At 55.3% G+C, this 19,553-nt stretch carries 15 protein-coding genes and 1 riboswitch; of the genes, 11 read left to right on the top strand and 4 right to left on the bottom strand.

Annotated features, from left to right (window positions below):
* Window positions 1-2: 2 nt before the first annotated feature.
* Complete coding sequence (gene leuD, locus CJP72_RS10965; RefSeq protein ID WP_162380975.1) at window positions 3-608, top strand: 3-isopropylmalate dehydratase small subunit; 606 nt, start codon at window positions 3-5, stop codon at window positions 606-608.
* 47 nt (window positions 609-655) lie between these two features.
* Here the strand turns inward: leuD and CJP72_RS10960 are convergent, their stop codons facing one another.
* A complete protein-coding gene (locus CJP72_RS10960; RefSeq protein WP_162380974.1) occupies window positions 656-1,834 on the bottom strand; it encodes a sugar efflux transporter in 1,179 nt (392 codons plus the stop codon).
* Between the two features lie 127 nt (window positions 1,835-1,961).
* Complete coding sequence (sgrT, locus tag CJP72_RS10955) at window positions 1,962-2,084, bottom strand: glucose uptake inhibitor SgrT (protein ID WP_162380972.1); 123 nt, start codon at window positions 2,082-2,084, stop codon at window positions 1,962-1,964.
* Between the two features lie 93 nt (window positions 2,085-2,177).
* On the opposite strand from sgrT, the gene sgrR reads away from it, so the two are divergent.
* The 4 genes from sgrR to thiQ all read left to right on the top strand — a co-directional run bounded on the left by sgrR (window position 2,178) and on the right by thiQ (window position 7,252).
* The gene (gene sgrR / locus CJP72_RS10950; protein WP_162380970.1) at window positions 2,178-3,833 is read left to right on the top strand and encodes an HTH-type transcriptional regulator SgrR; all 1,656 of its coding nucleotides are present in this window, start codon (window positions 2,178-2,180) and stop codon (window positions 3,831-3,833) included.
* Between the two features lie 35 nt (window positions 3,834-3,868).
* Window positions 3,869-3,969: riboswitch (TPP riboswitch) on the top strand.
* 31 nt (window positions 3,970-4,000) lie between these two features.
* Window positions 4,001-4,984, top strand: a complete 984-nt coding sequence (thiB, locus tag CJP72_RS10945) for a thiamine ABC transporter substrate binding subunit (RefSeq protein WP_162380968.1) — start codon at window positions 4,001-4,003, stop codon at window positions 4,982-4,984.
* A complete protein-coding gene (gene thiP, locus CJP72_RS10940; protein WP_162380967.1) occupies window positions 4,960-6,570 on the top strand; it encodes a thiamine/thiamine pyrophosphate ABC transporter permease ThiP in 1,611 nt (536 codons plus the stop codon). Before thiB ends, thiP begins: the two co-directional genes overlap by 25 nt.
* Window positions 6,554-7,252 (top strand): thiamine ABC transporter ATP-binding protein ThiQ, encoded by a 699-nt coding sequence (gene thiQ / locus CJP72_RS10935; protein WP_162380965.1) that lies wholly within the window; start codon window positions 6,554-6,556, stop codon window positions 7,250-7,252. The genes thiP and thiQ overlap by 17 nt, the downstream gene beginning before the upstream one ends.
* A gap of 66 nt (window positions 7,253-7,318) precedes the next feature.
* On the opposite strand, the gene CJP72_RS10930 is transcribed toward thiQ, so the two are convergent.
* The gene (locus CJP72_RS10930) at window positions 7,319-8,086 is read right to left on the bottom strand and encodes a DedA family protein (RefSeq protein ID WP_162380963.1); all 768 of its coding nucleotides are present in this window, start codon (window positions 8,084-8,086) and stop codon (window positions 7,319-7,321) included.
* A gap of 119 nt (window positions 8,087-8,205) precedes the next feature.
* Window positions 8,206-9,051 (bottom strand): arabinose operon transcriptional regulator AraC, encoded by an 846-nt coding sequence (gene araC / locus CJP72_RS10925; RefSeq protein WP_162380961.1) that lies wholly within the window; start codon window positions 9,049-9,051, stop codon window positions 8,206-8,208.
* Window positions 9,052-9,389: 338 nt separating this feature from the next.
* On the opposite strand from araC, the gene araB reads away from it, so the two are divergent.
* From araB to rapA, 6 genes are all read left to right on the top strand, one after another.
* Window positions 9,390-11,099: a ribulokinase gene (araB, locus tag CJP72_RS10920; protein WP_162380959.1), complete on the top strand. Its 1,710-nt coding sequence runs from the start codon at window positions 9,390-9,392 to the stop codon at window positions 11,097-11,099.
* Between the two features lie 10 nt (window positions 11,100-11,109).
* A complete protein-coding gene (gene araA, locus CJP72_RS10915) occupies window positions 11,110-12,612 on the top strand; it encodes an L-arabinose isomerase (RefSeq protein ID WP_162380957.1) in 1,503 nt (500 codons plus the stop codon).
* A gap of 98 nt (window positions 12,613-12,710) precedes the next feature.
* The gene (gene araD / locus CJP72_RS10910; protein ID WP_162380955.1) at window positions 12,711-13,406 is read left to right on the top strand and encodes an L-ribulose-5-phosphate 4-epimerase; all 696 of its coding nucleotides are present in this window, start codon (window positions 12,711-12,713) and stop codon (window positions 13,404-13,406) included.
* A gap of 65 nt (window positions 13,407-13,471) precedes the next feature.
* A complete protein-coding gene (locus CJP72_RS10905; RefSeq protein ID WP_162380953.1) occupies window positions 13,472-14,077 on the top strand; it encodes a YdcF family protein in 606 nt (201 codons plus the stop codon).
* A 76-nt stretch (window positions 14,078-14,153) separates the two neighbouring features.
* Window positions 14,154-16,505 (top strand): DNA polymerase II, encoded by a 2,352-nt coding sequence (polB, locus tag CJP72_RS10900; RefSeq protein ID WP_162380952.1) that lies wholly within the window; start codon window positions 14,154-14,156, stop codon window positions 16,503-16,505.
* Between the two features lie 131 nt (window positions 16,506-16,636).
* Window positions 16,637-19,543: an RNA polymerase-associated protein RapA gene (gene rapA / locus CJP72_RS10895; protein WP_162380950.1), complete on the top strand. Its 2,907-nt coding sequence runs from the start codon at window positions 16,637-16,639 to the stop codon at window positions 19,541-19,543.
* Window positions 19,544-19,553: the final 10 nt, after the last annotated feature.

Here is a 19,553-nt window from a genome sequence, read left to right as displayed (position 1 = left end):
CCATGGCAGAGAAATTTATTCAACATACCGGCCTGGTTGTCCCGCTGGATGCCGCCAACGTCGACACCGACGCCATTATCCCTAAGCAGTTTTTGCAGAAAGTCACCCGTACCGGCTTTGGCGCACATTTGTTTAACGACTGGCGCTTCCTGGATGAACAGGGTCAGCAGCCCAATCCAGAGTTCGTCCTGAACTTCCCGCAATATAAAGGGGCTTCCATTCTTCTGGCGCGGGAAAACTTTGGCTGCGGCTCTTCACGCGAGCACGCGCCCTGGGCGCTGACCGATTACGGGTTTAAAGTCGTCATCGCCCCCTGCTTCGCGGATATTTTCTACGGCAACAGCTTCAACAACCAGTTGCTGCCCGTGACGTTAAGCGATGCTGAAGTGGATGAACTGTTTACCCTGGTGCAGGCGAATCCGGGCATCACATTCGACGTGGACCTGGAGGCGCAGGTGGTTAACGCAGGAGACAAATCCTACCCCTTCGCGCTCGACGCGTTTCGCCGCCACTGCATGATGAACGGGCTGGACAGCATCGGGCTGACACTGCAACACGAAGATGCCATTACGGCATATGAAGAGCAGCAACCGGCATTTATGCGCTGATCCTGATAATGCCGGATGATGACGCAAAAGCGTCGTATCCGGCATTTTTATACATCTTTCACCCGCCCCGTCATCGCCAGCGTCACCACAGAAATCGCCGCAATCACCCAATAGACGGCAAAATGTCCAAAACTTTGCGCTACCGCGCCCTGGATAACACCCGCCAGGATCACCCCCGTCGAGATACTGTTGGTGAACAGCGTGGTTGCCGACCCAGCTCGCCCCGGCATCAGATCCTGAAACCACAACATCCCGATGCCCGCGATAATGCCAATAAACACAGCATTAAACAGTTGCAGCACCAACAGCGCCGCGTGGCTGTGAAAGAAGATAAGTCCGAGATAGAACAAGACGCCTGCTGCGACTGCGGTGAGCATCATGCGCCGCTTGCCAAAGCGCTTCACATAATAGCCCGCAAGGATCATTGCCGGAATTTCCAGCCCTGCCGCCGTCCCCATCAGGATCCCCGCCAGTTTATCCGGTAGCCCAAGCTCGCTGCTAATCCAGAGCGGCATATCAATGATGTACATGGTGTTGCAGGTCCACATTAAGGTGGACGCAATAAACAACATGCGTACGTTTTTATCCTGCCAGCCGCTGGTCTGTGTCTCAGGCGCGTCTGCGGGTTGTTCGACACGTGCCACTGAAGGCAACATGAACGCAATCAGCACCAGGCTAATGGCAAAAATCCCCGCTGCGATAGCAAACATGGTGGTGAAGCCATAATTCAGCGCCAGCATAAACGCCAGCGGCGGACCAATCACCCACGCCAGAGAGAGCTGGGCACGCATCACCGAACTGAACATGACCACTTCGCGCGCCGAGCTGTCCGCATACTCCCGCGCCAAAGCAAACAGTTGCGGCATGGCGCTATTCGCCAGCGATGCCAGCAGTACGCCGCAGGTTATCAACGTAAGGTAATGACGATTAAACGCAAACAACAGCGCATTACCGATGGCCATCAGGCAGCAAAACATGATCAGTCGACGGCGGTCACCCCGGTTATCTGAACGTTTTGCCAGCCCCAGACTCACCGCGATCCCGGCAATGGCGTTGACCGTATAAAACAGCCCGACCCAAAATGGCTGCGCCCCCACCTCGCGGCTCAAAAACAGGCTCAACGTCGGCGCCTGAAGCGCACCTGCCACCCCCATCATAAAAGCCACCAGCATGAATGCCGCGTAAACACCATTCAGACGCCGTCCCATCGTCATAATCCAGAGCATACCGTTCCTTACTCGCGCTGCTGAAACGAAAAAAGCCAGCAGGTATTATCTGCTGGCGGGTGATTTTAGGCCAGAGCCCACACCAATACTCAGTCACACATGATGTCTGCAAAGTGGAACTCAGAGATCAGGCTGTCACCTCCCATTGCATCAGTTCTTCAAGCATCTTTAAGCGCTGCGGCGCGCTCAGGCAAGCCAACCAGGACACCCCTTCAGTCGCGGTAAAGTAGTGCAGAAAAAACGGACGCATAGACGACCTCTCCATATTGCTTCATCGGAATCCATTATTGGCCTAATATGAGGATTATAAAATTGCTGAGTTTTGCGCAGGAGTTCCTCTTTTATGTCTTCAGGTCGTCTGCAACAACAGTTCATCCGTCTGTGGCAATGCTGTGACGGAAAAACGCAAGACACCACGTTGAACGAGCTGGCGGAACTGCTCAGTTGCTCCCGCCGCCATATGCGTACACTGTTGAACACGATGCAGGAGCGCGGCTGGCTGACATGGGAAGCCGAAGTCGGTCGCGGTAAACGCTCACGCCTGACCTTTCTCTACACCGGACTTGCGCTACAGCAACAACGGGCCGAGGACCTACTGGAGCAGGATCGCATAGACCAACTGGTGCAATTAGTCGGTGACAAAACAGCCGTCCGGCAAATGCTGGTCTCGCATCTGGGGCGCAGCTTCCGCCAGGGCCGACATATCCTGCGCGTGCTTTACTATCGCCCCATGCACAATCTGCTGCCAGGTAGCGCATTGCGCCGCTCTGAAACCCATATCGTCCGGCAAATCTTCAGTGCGCTGACCCGCGTAAATGAGGAAAATGGGGAACTGGAAGCCGATATTGCCCACCACTGGCAACAAATTTCCCCTTTGCAATGGCGATTCTTTCTGCGACCGGGGATTCACTTTCACCACGGGCGAGAGCTGGAAATGGAAGATGTGGTGTCGTCTCTCACACGCATCAACACCCTACCGCTCTACTCGCACATTACGCAGATTGTCTCTCCTACGACCTGGACACTGGATGTGCATCTTTCGCATCCCGATCGCTGGCTTCCGTGGTTGTTAGGCCAGGTTCCGGCGATGATCCTGCCGCGAGAATGGGAAACCCTGAACAATTTTTCCAGCCATCCGATAGGCACTGGCCCTTATGCCGTCATGCGCAATACGCGTAATCAACTTAAAATCCACGCCTTTGACGATTACTTCGGCTACCGGGCGCTCATTGATGAAGTGAATGTTTGGGTGTTACCGGACATTAGCGAAGAACCGACCTGCGGCTTGATGCTCGAAGGCACGGTGGAAAGTGAAAAGGCCATTGAAAGTCGTCTTGAAGAAGGCTGTTACTATTTACTCTTTGATGCGCGAACCCATCGCGGCGCCAATCAGCAGGTCAGAGAATGGGTAAGCCACGTGCTTTCCCCCACCCATTTGCTTTACCACGCCAATGAGCAGTACCAGCGCCTGTGGTTCCCCGCGTATGGATTACTGCCCCGATGGCACCATGCCCGACCGGGACACGGTGAAAAGCCTGCGGGTCTGGAAACGCTGACGCTGACTTACTATCGCGAACACATTGAACACCGGGTTATTGCACAGATCATGAGCGCCCTGCTTGCCGAGCATCAGGTTCAGTTGACTATTCAGGAGATCGACTACGATCAGTGGCACACGGGTGAGATCGAGAGCGATATCTGGCTCAACAGCGCTAACTTTACCTTGCCGCTCGACTTCTCGCTGTTCGCTCACTTATGCGAAGTACCGCTGCTGCAAAACTGTATCCCTCGAGACTGGAAAGAAGATGCCGCGCAGTGGCACGCAGGCGAGATGAATCTGGCCACATGGTGCCAGCAGTTGCTTGCCAGCAAAGCGATTGTGCCACTCATTCACCACTGGCTGATCATTCAGGGGCAGCGCAGTATGCGCGGCTTACGGATGAACACGCTCGGCTGGTTCGACTTTAAATCGGCGTGGTTTGCCCCACCAGATCCTTAACCCTTTTGATCTCTTCACGTAATCATTACAATGTGCCGTTCTCAACGGGGTGCTGCGCCAGGTGCGTGGGCTGAGAAAATACCCGTCGAACCTGATCCGGATAACGCCGGCGAAGGGATTTGAGGCTAACGCTCAAGTCCTTTGCCACTCTTTTAATGAGGTGCAAAGTGTTAAAAAAATGTCTTCCCTTACTGGTGTTGTGTGCTGCACCGGCCTTCGCTAAACCCGTGCTGACTGTGTATACCTACGACTCCTTCGCCGCCGACTGGGGCCCCGGTCCCACCATCAAGAAAGCCTTTGAAGCCGACTGCCAGTGCGAACTGAAAATGGTCGCGTTGGAAGATGGCGTCTCATTACTTAATCGCCTGCGCATGGAAGGGAAGAACAGCAAAGCCGATGTGGTACTTGGGCTGGACAACAACCTGATCGACGCCGCCACGCAAACCAAACTGTTTGCGAAAAGCGGCATTGCGCCTGATGCCGTCAACGTACCTGGCGGTTGGAAAAACGAAACGTTTGTCCCCTTCGACTACGGTTATTTCGCGTTTGTTTATGACAAAAACAAGCTGAAAAACCCGCCGAAAAGTCTGAAGGAGCTCGTCGAAAGCGACCAGAAATGGCGCGTGATTTATCAGGACCCGCGCACCAGCACGCCGGGTCTTGGGCTGATGCTGTGGATGCAGAAAGTGTATGGCGATAAAGCGCCCGAAGCCTGGCAGAAACTGGCGGCCAAAACGGTCACCGTCACCAAAGGCTGGAGCGAAGCCTATGGCCTGTTCCTGAAAGGGGAAAGCGATCTGGTGCTGAGCTACACCACCTCTCCGGCGTATCACATTATCGAAGAGAAGAAAGACCATTACGCCGCGGCAAACTTCAGCGAAGGCCACTATCTGCAGGTAGAAGTCGCCGCCCGTACCGCGGCCAGCAAGCAGCCGGAACTGGCAGAGAAATTCCTCAAATTTATGGTTTCTCCGGCATTCCAGAACGCCATCCCCACGGGCAACTGGATGTACCCTGTCACCAACGTCACGCTACCCGCCGGGTTTGATCAGTTGACCAAACCGGCCACCACGCTGGAGTTCACTCCTGCTGAGGTGGCATCTCAACGTCAGGCCTGGATCAGCGAATGGCAACGCGCCGTCAGCCGTTAATTCCCGGCTGGCTGATACCCGGACTTTGTGCCGCCACGCTGATGGTGGCTGTCGCCCTGGCCGCATTTCTGGCGCTCTGGCTTAACGCGCCGCAGGGGGAATGGCTCTCGCTTTGGCAGGACAGCTACCTGTGGCATGTGGTGCGTTTTTCGTTCTGGCAGGCGTTTCTCTCGGCGCTGTTATCCGTGGTTCCGGCGATTTTCCTTGCCAGGGCGCTTTACCGACGCCGTTTCCCCGGTCGTCTGGCATTATTACGATTGTGCGCCATGACCCTGATTCTGCCGGTTCTGGTCGCTGTTTTCGGTATTCTCAGCGTCTATGGTCGCCAGGGATGGCTCGCCACTCTCTGGCAAACGCTGGGCGTGGAGTGGCGTTTCTCGCCTTACGGGTTGCAGGGCATTCTGCTGGCGCACGTTTTTTTTAATCTGCCGATGGCCAGCCGCTTACTGCTACAGGCGCTGGAAAACATCCCCGGTGAACAACGACAGCTCGCTGCGCAGTTAGGCATGCGTGGCTGGAATTTTTTCCGCTATGTGGAGTGGCCGTGGTTGCGTCGGCAAATCCCTCCGGTGGCGGCGCTCATTTTCATGCTCTGCTTCGCCAGCTTTGCTACCGTTCTCTCACTCGGCGGCGGCCCTCAGGCAACCACCATCGAACTGGCGATTTATCAGGCTCTCAGTTACGACTTCGATCCTGCGCGGGCGGCAATACTGGCGTTGATCCAGATGACATGCTGCCTGGCGCTGGTACTGCTGAGCCAACGCTTAAGCAAGGCTATTGCGCCGGGAACGACGCTGGTACAAGGCTGGCGTGATCCGGACGATCGCCTGCGTAGCCGCCTGGCTGACGCGGCGCTGATTATTCTGGCGCTACTGCTATTGCTGCCCCCGCTCCTGGCGGTCATTATTGACGGTTTCAACCGCCAATTGCTGGATGTACTCGCACAACCGGTTCTCTGGCAGGCCCTGTGGACATCGCTGCGCATCGCACTGGCCGCCGGTTTGCTGTGCGTTATTCTGACCATGATGCTGTTGTGGAGCAGTCGCGAACTGCGGGCACGGCAACAGATCGTCGCGGGTCAGACGCTAGAATTGAGTGGCATGTTGATTCTTGCCATGCCCGGCATTGTCCTGGCGACAGGCTTTTTTCTGCTGTTGAACAACAGCATCGGTTTGCCGGAATCTGCAGACGGGATTGTGATTTTCACCAATGCGCTAATGGCGATACCTTACGCATTGAAAGTGCTGGAAAACCCAATGCGAGACGTGACGGCGCGGTACAGCAGGCTGTGCCAGTCGCTGGGGATCGAGGGATGGTCACGTCTGAATGTGGTTGAACTGCGCGCGCTGAAACGGCCGCTGGCGCAGGCGCTGGCATTTGCCTGCGTACTGTCTATTGGCGATTTTGGCGTCGTCGCCCTGTTTGGCAACGATGATTTCCGCACGCTGCCTTTTTATTTGTACCAGCAGATTGGCTCTTACCGCAGTCAGGACGGCGCAGTAACCGCGCTATTGCTGCTGATACTCTGCTTTATGCTCTTTACTGTGATTGAAAAACTACCGGGGCGACATGTTAACACTGACTGATATCACCTGGCTGTATCACCATTTGCCGATGCGTTTTACGCTTTCTGTAGAGCGCGGCGAACAGGTGGCAGTGCTGGGACCTAGCGGCGCCGGGAAAAGTACCTTGTTGAACCTCGTTGCGGGATTCCTCGCGCCCGCCAGCGGTACCCTGCTGATTGAAGGAGAGGATCACACCACTACGCCCCCCGCCCATCGCCCGGTTTCTATGCTGTTTCAGGAAAACAACCTGTTCAACCATCTCACGGTGCAACAAAACATCGGTCTTGGGCTTGATCCGGGGTTGAAGCTCAATGCGCTTCAACGGGAGAAAATTCAGCACATCGCCCGCCAGATGGGCATCGATAACCTGATGGCGCGGTTACCGGGCGAGCTTTCCGGCGGTCAGCGCCAACGTGCGGCGCTGGCGCGCTGCCTGGTCCGTGAACAGCCGGTGCTGCTGCTCGACGAACCGTTTTCCGCACTCGACCCCGCCCTGCGCCAGGAAATGCTGGCGTTGGTCAGCGACGTGTGTCGCGAACGGCAATTGACGCTGCTAATGGTGTCTCACAGCATAGAGGACGCGGCGCGCATTGCGACACGTTCCGTTGTGGTGGCCGACGGACGCATCGCGTGGCAGGGTGAGACCGATGAATTGCTTAGCGGCAGGGCCAGCGCTTCAGCGCTGTTGGGGATTAACGCATAAATAGTATTGCCGGATGGCAGCGTGTGGGCCGGATAAGGTGAAACCGCCATCCGGCATAAAACGAACTCAGTAACCCACGACTTTCCGTAAAATTGCAATGTAAACCGGCATCAGCGGATGGCGTAGCAACGTCACCAGCGCCATCACGCCGAGAGCAAAGATGACCGGCGTCAGCCACAATAAGCGGCCCTGGGATAAAAAGGAGGTCAGTCGATCGGGGGCAGCCTTACCAAAACGCCACAACCGCCAGCACAGCCAGCCTGCGACCCACAGCAGCAACGCCGTCGCCAGTAACAACCATTTGAAACCACCGCTCTGCATGCCCTCGGGAATGTCGATCGCCGCACCGGCCAGGATCCCCGGTAAAAAATAGAAAGGCGGCCACAGCACGCAGCCAATAATATTAGGCACGACGAATTTTGCGATCGGCAGATCCAGCATTCCCGCCACCATCGGCACCAGCGGACGCGTAGGGCCGACAAAACGCCCGACCAGAATGGTGAACATGCTGTGCTGATGCAGCGCATGCTCGGTTTTATCCAGCAGCGCTTTGTTCTTTTTCATAAATGACCAGCGGTGCAGCGGCTTTTTAAAACGCCACCCCAGCCAAAAAGAGATCCAATCGCCCAGTAAACATCCCACAATGCCCGCGAGCCAGGCATGCCAGAAATTCACTTCTCCGCTGCCGATGAGCGCTCCCAGCCCTGCCATCAACACCGTACCCGGTAAAATCAGCCCGACCAACGCCAGCGATTCCAGAAAAGCCACCAGCAGGACCGCAATTAACGAGTAGAGGGTGGATTGGAGAATGAAGTGTTCCAGCAATGCTTGCATAGTATGCCCGTCAGTTTTACGAAGCAGGGATTCTGCTAACCCTCTCTCACTTCGTCAAGCCATCATTTATCTGAATAGTTTACGGGATATGACAATTTTGCAGACACATCATTCACTTTTTATTCACATCCGGCGCGAAACTCGCTCGGACTGGCCCCGGTGCATTTCTTGAAAACGCGGGAGAAATAGAGTTGATCATCAAACCCGACATTGCGCCCTACGGTAGCAATCGGCATCCGGGTTGTACTGAGCAACAGTTTCGCCTGACTGATACGCTGATCTTCACGCCAGCTTAACACGCTGATACCGAGTTGCTGACGGAACAGGTGTGACAGGCGAGAAGGCGACAGGCAAACATGTTGCGCCACGCTGGCAATATCGAAATGGCTGTCCGCCAGGTGATCGCTAATGTACTGGCAGGCGTCACGCACACGGTTGTCCATCGGCGGGTGTAGCGATTCGTTGATCGCTTCCATGCGGCGCAACAACAATTGCTCCAGCAGATTGATCGCCAGGAGTTCAGAGTAACGCCCTTCCCCCTGCCCGGCGCTAATAATCTGGCCAAACATGTCATTGAAATGGGGCTGATGGGCCTCATCCGGACGATAAAATCCCGTCTGAGCAAAAATTGTCGGCCAGGCCAGCCATTCTTGCCAATAAGCGCGCGGACGAAAGTAAACCCATTGGTGATACCATTCGCTGGCGTCGGGATGGCGTCCGTAATGGTGAACTTCGCCTGGCGGAAACAGCAAAATATCCCCCGGGCGACAGATAAACTGTTTCCCGTGGTTATTGATGACCCCTTCGCCACGCAGGGTCAGATTAAGAATGTAACCCTTCATCCCCAACGGTCGGTCAATAAAAAAATCCAGATATCCGTTCGCTTCGATAGGGGTTAACCCCGCCACCAGATGTGCGTTAAACGAGTACCCCGGCAGCAGAGGATCATTTTGCGTTTCAGCCATAAATTCATTACTCCAGGCGTTAAATGAAGAAACAAATTGTCCATATTCCAGGAGACACCTTCTGTTTCACCGCTCCTGGCCGCCGTGATTTCAGTGGCGGAGCACCAACCCGCGTGTGAAAAGCATCTTGTAACAAAGACACACTATCGAGGCGACGAAAACGGGTAACAAAAGTGTCTATAAAGACGGCAGAAATGTCCACATTGATTATTTGCACAGCGTCACACTTTGCGATGACATAGCTCTTTAATCCATAAGATTAGCGGATCCTGCCTGACGGTTTTTATCCCCACTATCTACTGTTTCTCCATACCTGTTTTTTTGGATGGAGTAAGACGATGGCGATTGCAATTGGCCTCGATTTTGGCAGTGATTCAGTACGAGCGCTGGCGGTGGAATGCGCCACCGGCGAAGAGATCGCCACCAGCGTAGAGTGGTATCCGCGCTGGCAGGAAGGGCGTTATTGCGACGGTCCGAATAACCAGTTTCGCCATCACCCACGCGACTACATTGAGTCGATGGAATCGGCGTTGAAAACCGTGCTGGCTGAACTCAGCGCATCACAGCGTGCGGAGGTGGTCGGGATTGGCGTTGACAGCACCGGCTCCACGCCAGCCCCCATTGATGCCGACGGTCATATCCTGGCCCTGCGCCCGGAGTTCGCCGACAACCCAAACGCGATGTTTGTACTGTGGAAAGACCACACCTCGGTGGAAGAAGCAGAAGAGATCACTCGCCTGTGTCATACACCGGGCAAGATTGATTACTCCCGTTACATTGGCGGTATTTATTCCAGTGAATGGTTCTGGGCAAAAATCCTGCATGTCAGCCGCAAAGATAGCGCCGTCGCGCAAGCCGCCGTCTCCTGGATTGAGCTGTGTGACTGGGTGCCCGCCCTGCTTTCCGGTACCACCCGCCCACAGGACATTCGCCGCGGCCGCTGCAGCGCCGGACACAAATCGCTGTGGCATGAAAGCTGGGGAGGCCTGCCGCCCGCCAGTTTCTTCGACGAACTCGATCCGTTGCTTAATCGCCACTTGTCCTACCCGATGTTTAGCGAAACGTTCACTGCCGACATTCCCGTCGGTACGCTCTGCGCCGAATGGGCACAGCGCCTCGGTTTGCCGAAAAGCGTGGTGATTTCCGGTGGCGCGTTTGACTGCCATATGGGCGCCGTCGGCGCTGGCGCGCAGCCGAATGCGCTGGTGAAAGTGATCGGGACGTCCACCTGCGACATTCTGATTGCAGACAAAAACAGCGTCGGCGAGCGCGCGGTGAAAGGGATTTGCGGGCAGGTCAACGGTAGCGTGGTGCCCGGTTTTATCGGTCTGGAAGCGGGTCAATCCGCCTTTGGCGATATCTACGCCTGGTTTGGTCGCATTCTCAGTTGGCCGTTAGAACAGCTTGCCGCTTCGCATCCTGAGCTGAAAGATCAGATCAAAGTCAGCCAGAAACAGCTGTTACCCGCGCTGACCGAAGCGTGGGCAAAAAATCCGTCGCTGGATCACCTGCCGGTGGTGCTCGACTGGTTTAACGGCCGCCGTACGCCAAACGCTAACCAGCGTCTGAAAGGGGTGATTACCGACCTGAATCTTGCCACAGACGCGCCAGCGCTGTTTGGCGGCCTGATCGCCTCCACGGCCTTTGGCGCACGCGCCATCATGGAATGCTTTACCGAACAAGGCATTGCGGTCAATAACGTGATGGCGCTCGGCGGTATCGCCCGTAAAAACGTCAGCGTGATGCAGGCGTGCTGCGACGTGCTCAACCGCCCACTACAAATTGTTGCCTCTGACCAATGTTGCGCCCTCGGCGCAGCGATTTTTGCCGCCGTCGCCGCCAGGGTGCACGCCGACATTCCTGCCGCGCAGGACAAAATGGCGAGCGCTGTCGAGCACACGTTACAACCTCGCCCGGAACAGGCCCAACGTTTCGAACAGCTTTATCGTCGCTACCAACAGTGGGCGATAAGTGCTGAACAACACTATCTCCCGACTGCCACCCCGGCGCCAAAAGCCCCGGAAACTCAGGCAACCCTGACTCATTAAGGACACGACAATGACGATTTTTGATAATTATGAAGTGTGGTTTGTGATTGGTAGCCAGCATCTGTATGGTCCTGAAACCCTACGTCAGGTGACTCAGCATGCCGAGCACGTCGTAAAAGCACTGAATACCGAAGCCAAACTGCCGTGCAAACTGGTCCTTAAACCACTGGGCACGCGCCCGGATGAGATCACCGCCATCTGCCGTGACGCCAATTATGACGACAAATGTGCCGGTATGGTGGTGTGGTTGCACACCTTCTCCCCGGCCAAAATGTGGATCAACGGTCTGACGATCCTCAACAAACCGCTGCTGCAATTCCACACTCAATTCAATGCTGCTCTGCCGTGGGACAGCATCGATATGGACTTTATGAACCTGAATCAGACCGCACACGGCGGTCGTGAGTTCGGTTTTATCGGCGCACGTATGCGTCAGCAGCACGCCGTTGTCACCGGCCACTGGCAGGACAAACAGGCACACGAGCGTATTGGTTCGTGGATGCGCCATGCCGTTTCCAAACAGGATACCCGTCATCTGAAAGTGTGCCGTTTTGGCGATAACATGCGTGAAGTCGCGGTGACGGACGGCGATAAAGTGGCCGCGCAGATCAAGTTCGGTTTTTCCGTTAACACCTGGGCGGTGGGTGATCTGGTGCAGGTGGTGAACGCCATCAGCGACGGCGACATTAACGCGCTCATCGACGAGTACGAAAGCAGCTATACCCTGACTCCCGCCACGCAGATCCACGGTGATAAACGCCAGAACGTGCGTGAAGCGGCGCGCATTGAGCTGGGCATGAAGCGTTTCCTCGAGCAAGGCGGATTTCATGCCTTCACCACCACGTTTGAAGATTTACACGGCCTGAAACAGCTTCCTGGCCTTGCCGTGCAGCGTCTGATGCAGCAAGGCTACGGCTTTGCCGGTGAAGGCGACTGGAAAACCGCCGCCCTGCTTCGCATCATGAAGGTGATGTCAACCGGTCTGCAGGGCGGCACCTCTTTTATGGAGGATTACACTTACCACTTCGAGAAAGGCAACGATCTGGTGCTCGGCTCGCATATGCTGGAAGTGTGCCCATCAATTGCCATTGAGGAAAAACCGATCCTCGATGTACAACACCTCGGCATTGGCGGAAAAGATGACCCTGCCCGCCTGATCTTCAATACCCAAACCGGCCCGGCAATCGTCGCCAGCCTGATTGATCTGGGCGATCGTTACCGCCTGTTGGTTAACTGCATCGACACGGTAAAAACACCGCATGACCTCCCGAAACTGCCGGTGGCCAACGCCCTGTGGAAAGCGCAACCCGACCTGCCGACGGCGTCCGAGGCCTGGATCCTCGCCGGTGGCGCACACCATACCGTCTTCAGCCATGCGCTGGATCTGAACGACATGCGCCAGTTCGCTGAAATGCACGACATCGAAATCAGCGTGATCAATAACGATACCCGCTTGCCTGCGTTTAAAGATGCGCTGCGCTGGAACGAGGTTTATTACGGCTTTAAACGTTAAGCGTCGTATCGGAATGCCCGGTGGCACTGCGTTTACCGGGCCTACGCAAGCATTGTAGGCCGGATAAGCGCAGCGCCATCCGGCACACAGGAGCCAACATGTTAGAAGATCTCAAACGTCAGGTACTGGAAGCCAACCTGGCGCTACCGAAACACAACCTGGTCACTCTCACCTGGGGGAACGTCAGCGCGGTTGACCGGGAACAAGGCGTAATGGTGATCAAGCCTTCTGGCGTTGATTACAGCGTGATGACCGCTGAAGATATGGTCGTCGTGAGCATCGCCACCGGAGAGGTCGTTGAAGGTACGAAGAAACCCTCCTCCGACACGCCAACCCACCGGCTGCTGTATCAGGCGTTTCCGACAATCGGCGGAATCGTCCACACCCATTCACGCCATGCCACCATCTGGGCGCAGGCGGGCCAGTCGATCCCAGCCACAGGAACGACGCACGCTGACTATTTCTATGGCGCCATACCCTGTACCCGTAAAATGACCGATGCGGAAATCAATGGCGAATATGAATGGGAAACCGGTAACGTGATCGTAGAAACCTTTGAGAAACAGGGAATTAGTGCGACGCAGATGCCCGGTGTGCTGGTGCACTCCCACGGCCCTTTTGCGTGGGGAAAAACAGCAGAAGACGCGGTTCATAACGCCATTGTGCTGGAAGAAGTGGCCTATATGGGCATTTTCTGTCGCCAGCTCACACCGCTGCTGCCGGATATGCAACAGACGCTGCTCGATAAGCATTACCTGCGCAAGCACGGTGCAAAAGCCTATTACGGACAATAAACGGATCATCGCCAGCCGCATCGGTTGGCGTTATAGTCATGCCTCATTCACAAGGACGTCCGGGCATGTACAAATTCTCGACCTGCGCTGTAATTTTCCTCATCTTCACTCTCCTGTGTTTCTTTCTTTTTAATGCGGTTAGCATCGTCCTTTACAGTCATAAGGATGAAACCCGGAGCGCTGATTGCGCCATTGTGGCGGGTGCGGGTATCGCGGGTGAACTCCCCTCTGCGGTATTCAGGGAGAGGCTGAACCATGCAATCACGCTTTATCAGCAAGGACGAGTCCACACACTAATTCTGACGGGGGGACTCAGCCCAAACGCTACCCGTTCAGATGCTGCGGTGGCTCTGCGATATGTGCTTGCCAAAGGGATCCCTGCGAGCGCTGTATTGATTGAAGAGCAATCCACTCTCACCCGTGAAAATGTCCGCTTTGCCAAAATGCTGATGCAGGAACATCAATTACACTCTGCGCTTATCGTCAGCGATCCTCTTCATATGCGACGTCTGATGACCATCGTCCAGGACAACGGCATCGTAGCGTGGACTTCGCCAACGCCAACCAGTCGTTATAGGTCATTAACAGCGAAAAGTACTTTTTTGCTGAGTGAAACAATCTGGTACAGCGGATATCTTGTCTTACGCATTCTACCGCAACCCATTGCATAAACTGCTGTATAAAAAATCAGTAAAACGGACAGAACCAGGCTATACTCAGGCCTGGTTTTTTTGATGGGTACACAGCGTGGCGCAGGCAGGTTTTATTTTAACCCGGCACTGGCGGGATACCCCGCAGGGAACCGAAGTCTCATTCTGGCTGGCGACGGACAATGGCCCATTGCAGGTCACGCTCGCGCCGCAGGAGTCGGTAGCCTTTATCCCCGTCGATCACATTCCCCGCGCGGCTGCACTGTTAAGCACTGAAAATGGCTATCGTATCGCGCCGCTCAATTTGCGAGATTTTCACCGCCAGCCGGTTTCAGGTCTGTACTGCCGCTCCCATCGACAGCTTATGCGTCTGGAAAAACGGCTGAAAGAAAACGGCATCACGGTCTATGAAGCCGATGTACGCCCGCCGGAACGCTATCTGATGGAGCGGTTTATCACCTCTCCGGTGTGGGTCGATGGCGACAACCACCGTGACGGCATCATTAATGCACGCCTGAAGCCAAACCCGCACTATCGCCCGCCGCTGAAATGGGTGTCGCTGGACATTGAAACCAATCGCCACGGCGAGCTTTACTGCATTGGTCTGGAAGGCTGCGGCCAACGTACTGTGTATATGCTCGGTCCGGAGAATGGCGATGCCCGTGCGCTGGATTTTAATCTCGAATATGTGGCGAGCCGCCCTCAGCTGTTGGAAAAGCTCAACGCCTGGTTTGCCCAACATGATCCTGACGTGCTCATTGGCTGGAATGTGGTGCAGTTCGATTTACGCGTCTTGCAAAAACACGCCGAGCGCTATCGCATTCCTTTGTGTCTGGGGCGCGAGAAGACGGAGCTGGAATGGCGCGAGCACGGCTTTAAAAACGGGGTGTTCTTCGCTCAGGCAAAGGGACGACTCATTATTGACGGCATTGAAGCGCTGAAATCCGCGTTCTGGAATTTCTCCTCATTTTCTCTGGAGACCGTTTCACAGGAGTTGCTCGGCGAAGGCAAATCCATCGATAACCCCTGGGATCGTATGGACGAAATTGACCGCCGCTTCGCCGAAGATAAACCCGCGCTTGCCACCTATAATCTGAAAGATTGCGAGCTGGTCACGCGGATTTTTCACAAAACGGAAATCATGCCGTTTTTACTGGAACGCGCAACGGTCAACGGTTTGCCCGCAGACCGCCACGGCGGTTCGGTTGCTGCCTTTGGGCATCTCTATTTTCCCCGTATGCACCGCGCCGGTTATGTTGCGCCCAATCTGGGGGAAGTGCCGCCCTTAGCCAGCCCAGGCGGTTATGTGATGGACTCTCGTCCCGGCTTGTATGACTCGGTGCTGGTACTGGATTACAAAAGTCTGTACCCCTCAATCATCCGTACTTTTCTCATTGATCCCGTCGGCCTGGTGGAAGGCATGGCGCAGCCCGATCCTGCACACAGCACCGAAGGATTTCTCGACGCCTGGTTCTCGCGGGAAAAACACTGCCTGCCAGAGATCGTTACCCAGATCTGGCTCGGGCGTGACGAGGCCAAACGTCACGGTAATAAACCGCTTTCGCAAGCGCTGAAGATCATCATGAATGCGTTTTACGGCGTGCTCGGCACCACCGCTTGTCGCTTTTTCGATCCCCGCCTCGCCTCCTCGATCACCATGCGCGGCCACGCGATCATGCGCCAGACCAAAGCGCTCATTGAAGAACAAGGTTATGACGTTATCTATGGCGATACTGACTCCACATTCGTCTGGCTGAAAGGCGCGCACCCGGAAGAGGAGGCGGCGAAAATTGGCCGTTCACTGGTACAACATGTCAATGCATGGTGGGCGCACTCTCTACAACAACAGCGGTTAACCAGCGCGCTGGAACTCGAGTTTGAAACCCACTTCTGCCGCTTTCTGATGCCTACCATCCGCGGGGCGGATACCGGCAGCAAAAAACGCTACGCCGGGATGATTCAGGAAGGCGATACACAACGAATGGTGTTCAAAGGCCTGGAAACGGTACGCACTGACTGGACGCCTCTGGCACAACAGTTCCAACAGGAGTTGTATCTGCGGATTTTTCGTAACGAGCCGTATCAGGATTACGTGCGGGAAACCATCGATAAACTTATGGCGGGAGAGCTGGACGATCGGCTGGTCTATCGTAAACGTCTGCGCCGTCCATTAAGTGAATATCAACGAAATGTCCCCCCACACGTTCGCGCCGCCCGACTCGCCGATGAGCAGAACCTGGCGCGCGGGCGACCTGCGCAGTATCAAAATCGCGGCACCATAAAATATGTGTGGACCACGAACGGCCCTGAACCTGTGGATTATCAACACTCACCGTTGGATTACGAGCACTACCTGACGCGCCAGCTACAGCCTGTGGCGGAGGGAATTCTTCCCTTTATTGATGATAATTTTGCTACACTACTGACAGGGCAACTGGGGTTATTTTGACGCGTGACGAACGCGCCGCCATCCAGTACCATAGCGCCCTTTCCACTCCTGGACCCATATAACCCTGCTGCCACTTTAGCCTGGCAGTGGGTGATTATTGCCTGCAATTAAAGATATAGAGCCAAACACATATGCCTTTTACACTTGGTCAACGCTGGATCAGCGATACAGAAAGCGAACTGGGACTTGGAACTGTTGTCGCGATGGATGCGCGAACCGTCACCTTACTTTTCCCGGCTACAGGTGAAAACCGTCTGTATGCGCGTAGTGACTCCCCCGTGACCCGCGTGATGTTTAATCCCGGTGATACGATTACAAGCCATGAAGGCTGGCAGTTGCAAGTCGATGAAGTAAAAGAAGAAAACGGTCTGCTCGCCTACGTTGGTACTCGACTTGATAACGAAGAAACGGGTGTCATGCTGCGTGAAGTACTGCTCGACAGTAAACTGGTCTTCAGTAAACCGCAGGATCGTCTGTTCGCGGGTCAAATCGACCGCATGGATCGATTCGCGCTGCGCTATCGCGCGCGTAAATTTCAGAGCGAACAGTATCGCATGCCGTGGAGCGGCCTGCGCGGCCAGCGTACCAGCCTGATCCCGCATCAGCTCAATATTGCTCATGACGTTGGTCGTCGCCACGCCCCGCGCGTACTGTTAGCGGACGAAGTAGGCTTAGGAAAAACCATTGAAGCGGGAATGATCCTGCATCAGCAATTGTTGTCCGGTGCGGCAGAGCGTGTGTTGATTATCGTGCCTGAGACGTTACAGCATCAGTGGCTGGTGGAAATGCTGCGTCGTTTTAATCTGCGTTTCGCGCTGTTTGATGATGAACGTTACGCAGAAGCCCAGCATGACGCCTATAACCCGTTTGAAACCGAACAACTGGTTATCTGCTCGCTGGACTTCGCCCGCCGCAGTAAGCAGCGACTGGAACACCTGTGCGACGCCGAATGGGATCTGATGGTTGTCGATGAAGCGCACCACCTGGTGTGGAGCGAAGAGGCGCCCAGCCGTGAATATGCGGCTATCGAACAACTGGCGGAACGCGTTCCGGGTATCTTGCTGCTTACCGCAACGCCGGAACAACTGGGGATGGAAAGTCACTTCGCACGTCTGCGTCTGCTGGACCCAAGCCGTTTCCACGACTTCGCGCAATTTGTTGAAGAGCAGAAAAATTACCGTCCGGTTGCGGATGCCGTTGCGATGCTGCTGGCAGGCAATAAGCTGAGCAATGACGAACTCAATATGCTCGGCGAGCTGATTGGCGAACAGGATATCGAACCGCTGCTGCAAACCGCCAACAGCGATCGTGAAGGCGCGCAGAGTGCCCGTCAGGAACTGGTCTCCATGCTGATGGACCGCCACGGCACCAGCCGCGTGCTGTTCCGTAACACCCGTAACGGTGTTAAAGGCTTCCCGAAACGCGAGCTGCACACCATTAAACTCCCGCTGCCGACGCAGTATCAAACGGCGATTAAAGTCTCCGGGATTATGGGCGCACGTAAAAGCGCGGAAGACAGAGCCCGCGACATGCTCTACCCGGAGCAGATTTATCAGGAATTCGAAGGCGATACGGGCACATGGTGGAACTTCGACCCCCGCGTGGAATGGCTGATGGGCTATCTGACCAGCCACCGTTCGCAGAAAGTGCTGGTCATCTGCGCGAAAGCCACCACCGCATTACAGCTGGAGCAGGTTCTGCGCGAGCGTGAAGGTATTCGCGCCGCTGTGTTCCACGAAGGCATGTCAATTATTGAGCGCGACCGCGCAGCCGCCTGGTTTGGAGAAGAGGATAGCGGTGCTCAGGTTCTGCTGTGCTCTGAAATCGGCTCAGAAGGCCGTAACTTCCAGTTCGCCAGTAACCTGGTGATGTTTGACCTGCCGTTTAACCCGGACCTGCTGGAACAGCGTATCGGTCGTCTCGACCGTATTGGCCAGGCGCACGATATTCAGATCCATGTGCCTTTCCTGGAAAAAACCGCGCAGTCGGTACTGGTTCGCTGGTATCACGAAGGTCTGGATGCGTTTGAACACACCTGCCCGACCGGGCGTGCTATCTATGATACGGTGTATAACGATCTGATCACCTACCTGGCCGCGCCTGAAAACAGCGATGGCTTCGATGAGCTGATTAAATCCTGCCGCGAACAACATGAGGCGCTGAAAGCACAGCTGGAGCAGGGTCGCGACCGTCTGCTCGAAATTCACTCCAACGGCGGTGAAAAAGCGCAACAGTTGGCCGAAAGTATTGAAGAGCAGGATGACGATACCAACCTGATTGCGTTTGCTATGAATCTGTTTGATATCGTGGGTATTAATCAGGACGATCGCGGTGAGAATCTGATTGTTTTGACCCCCTCCGATCACATGCTGGTACCGGACTTCCCGGGTTTACCTGAAGACGGCTGTACCATTACCTTCGAGCGCGACGTGGCGCTGTCGCGCGAAGATGCGCAGTTTGTCACCTGGGAACACCCGCTGATCCGTAACGGCCTGGATCTGATATTGTCGGGCGATACCGGCAGCAGTACGATTTCTCTGTTGAAAAACAAAGCATTGCCAGTTGGCACCTTGCTGGTTGAACTGGTGTATGTGGTCGAAGCCCAGGCACCGAAACAACTGCAACTTAACCGCTTCCTGCCGCCAACGCCGGTGCGTATGTTGCTGGACAAAAACGGCAATAATCTGGCGGCGCAGGTCGAGTTCGAGACCTTCAACCGCCAGTTAAGCGCCGTGAACCGTCACACGGGCAGCAAGCTGGTCAATGCGGTTCAACAGGATGTCCACGCGATTTTACAACTGGGTGAAGCGCAGATAGAGAAATCTGCCCGTGCGTTGATCGATGCCGCGCGTAACGAAGCCGACGAAAAACTTTCTGCAGAGTTGTCACGTCTGGAAGCACTGCGCGCAGTAAACCCTAACATCCGTGATGACGAACTGACGGCTATCGACACCAACCGTCAGCAGGTTCTGGAAAGCCTCGAGCAGGCGAACTGGCGTCTGGATGCGTTGCGCCTTATTGTCGTCACGCATCAATAACGGAGCTGAA

The organism is Citrobacter sp. NCU1 (assembly GCF_010231475.1).
In the GTDB taxonomy this organism is placed as follows: Bacteria; Pseudomonadota; Gammaproteobacteria; order Enterobacterales; family Enterobacteriaceae; genus Citrobacter_D.
This window is presented reverse-complemented; position numbering and strand designations above follow the sequence as displayed.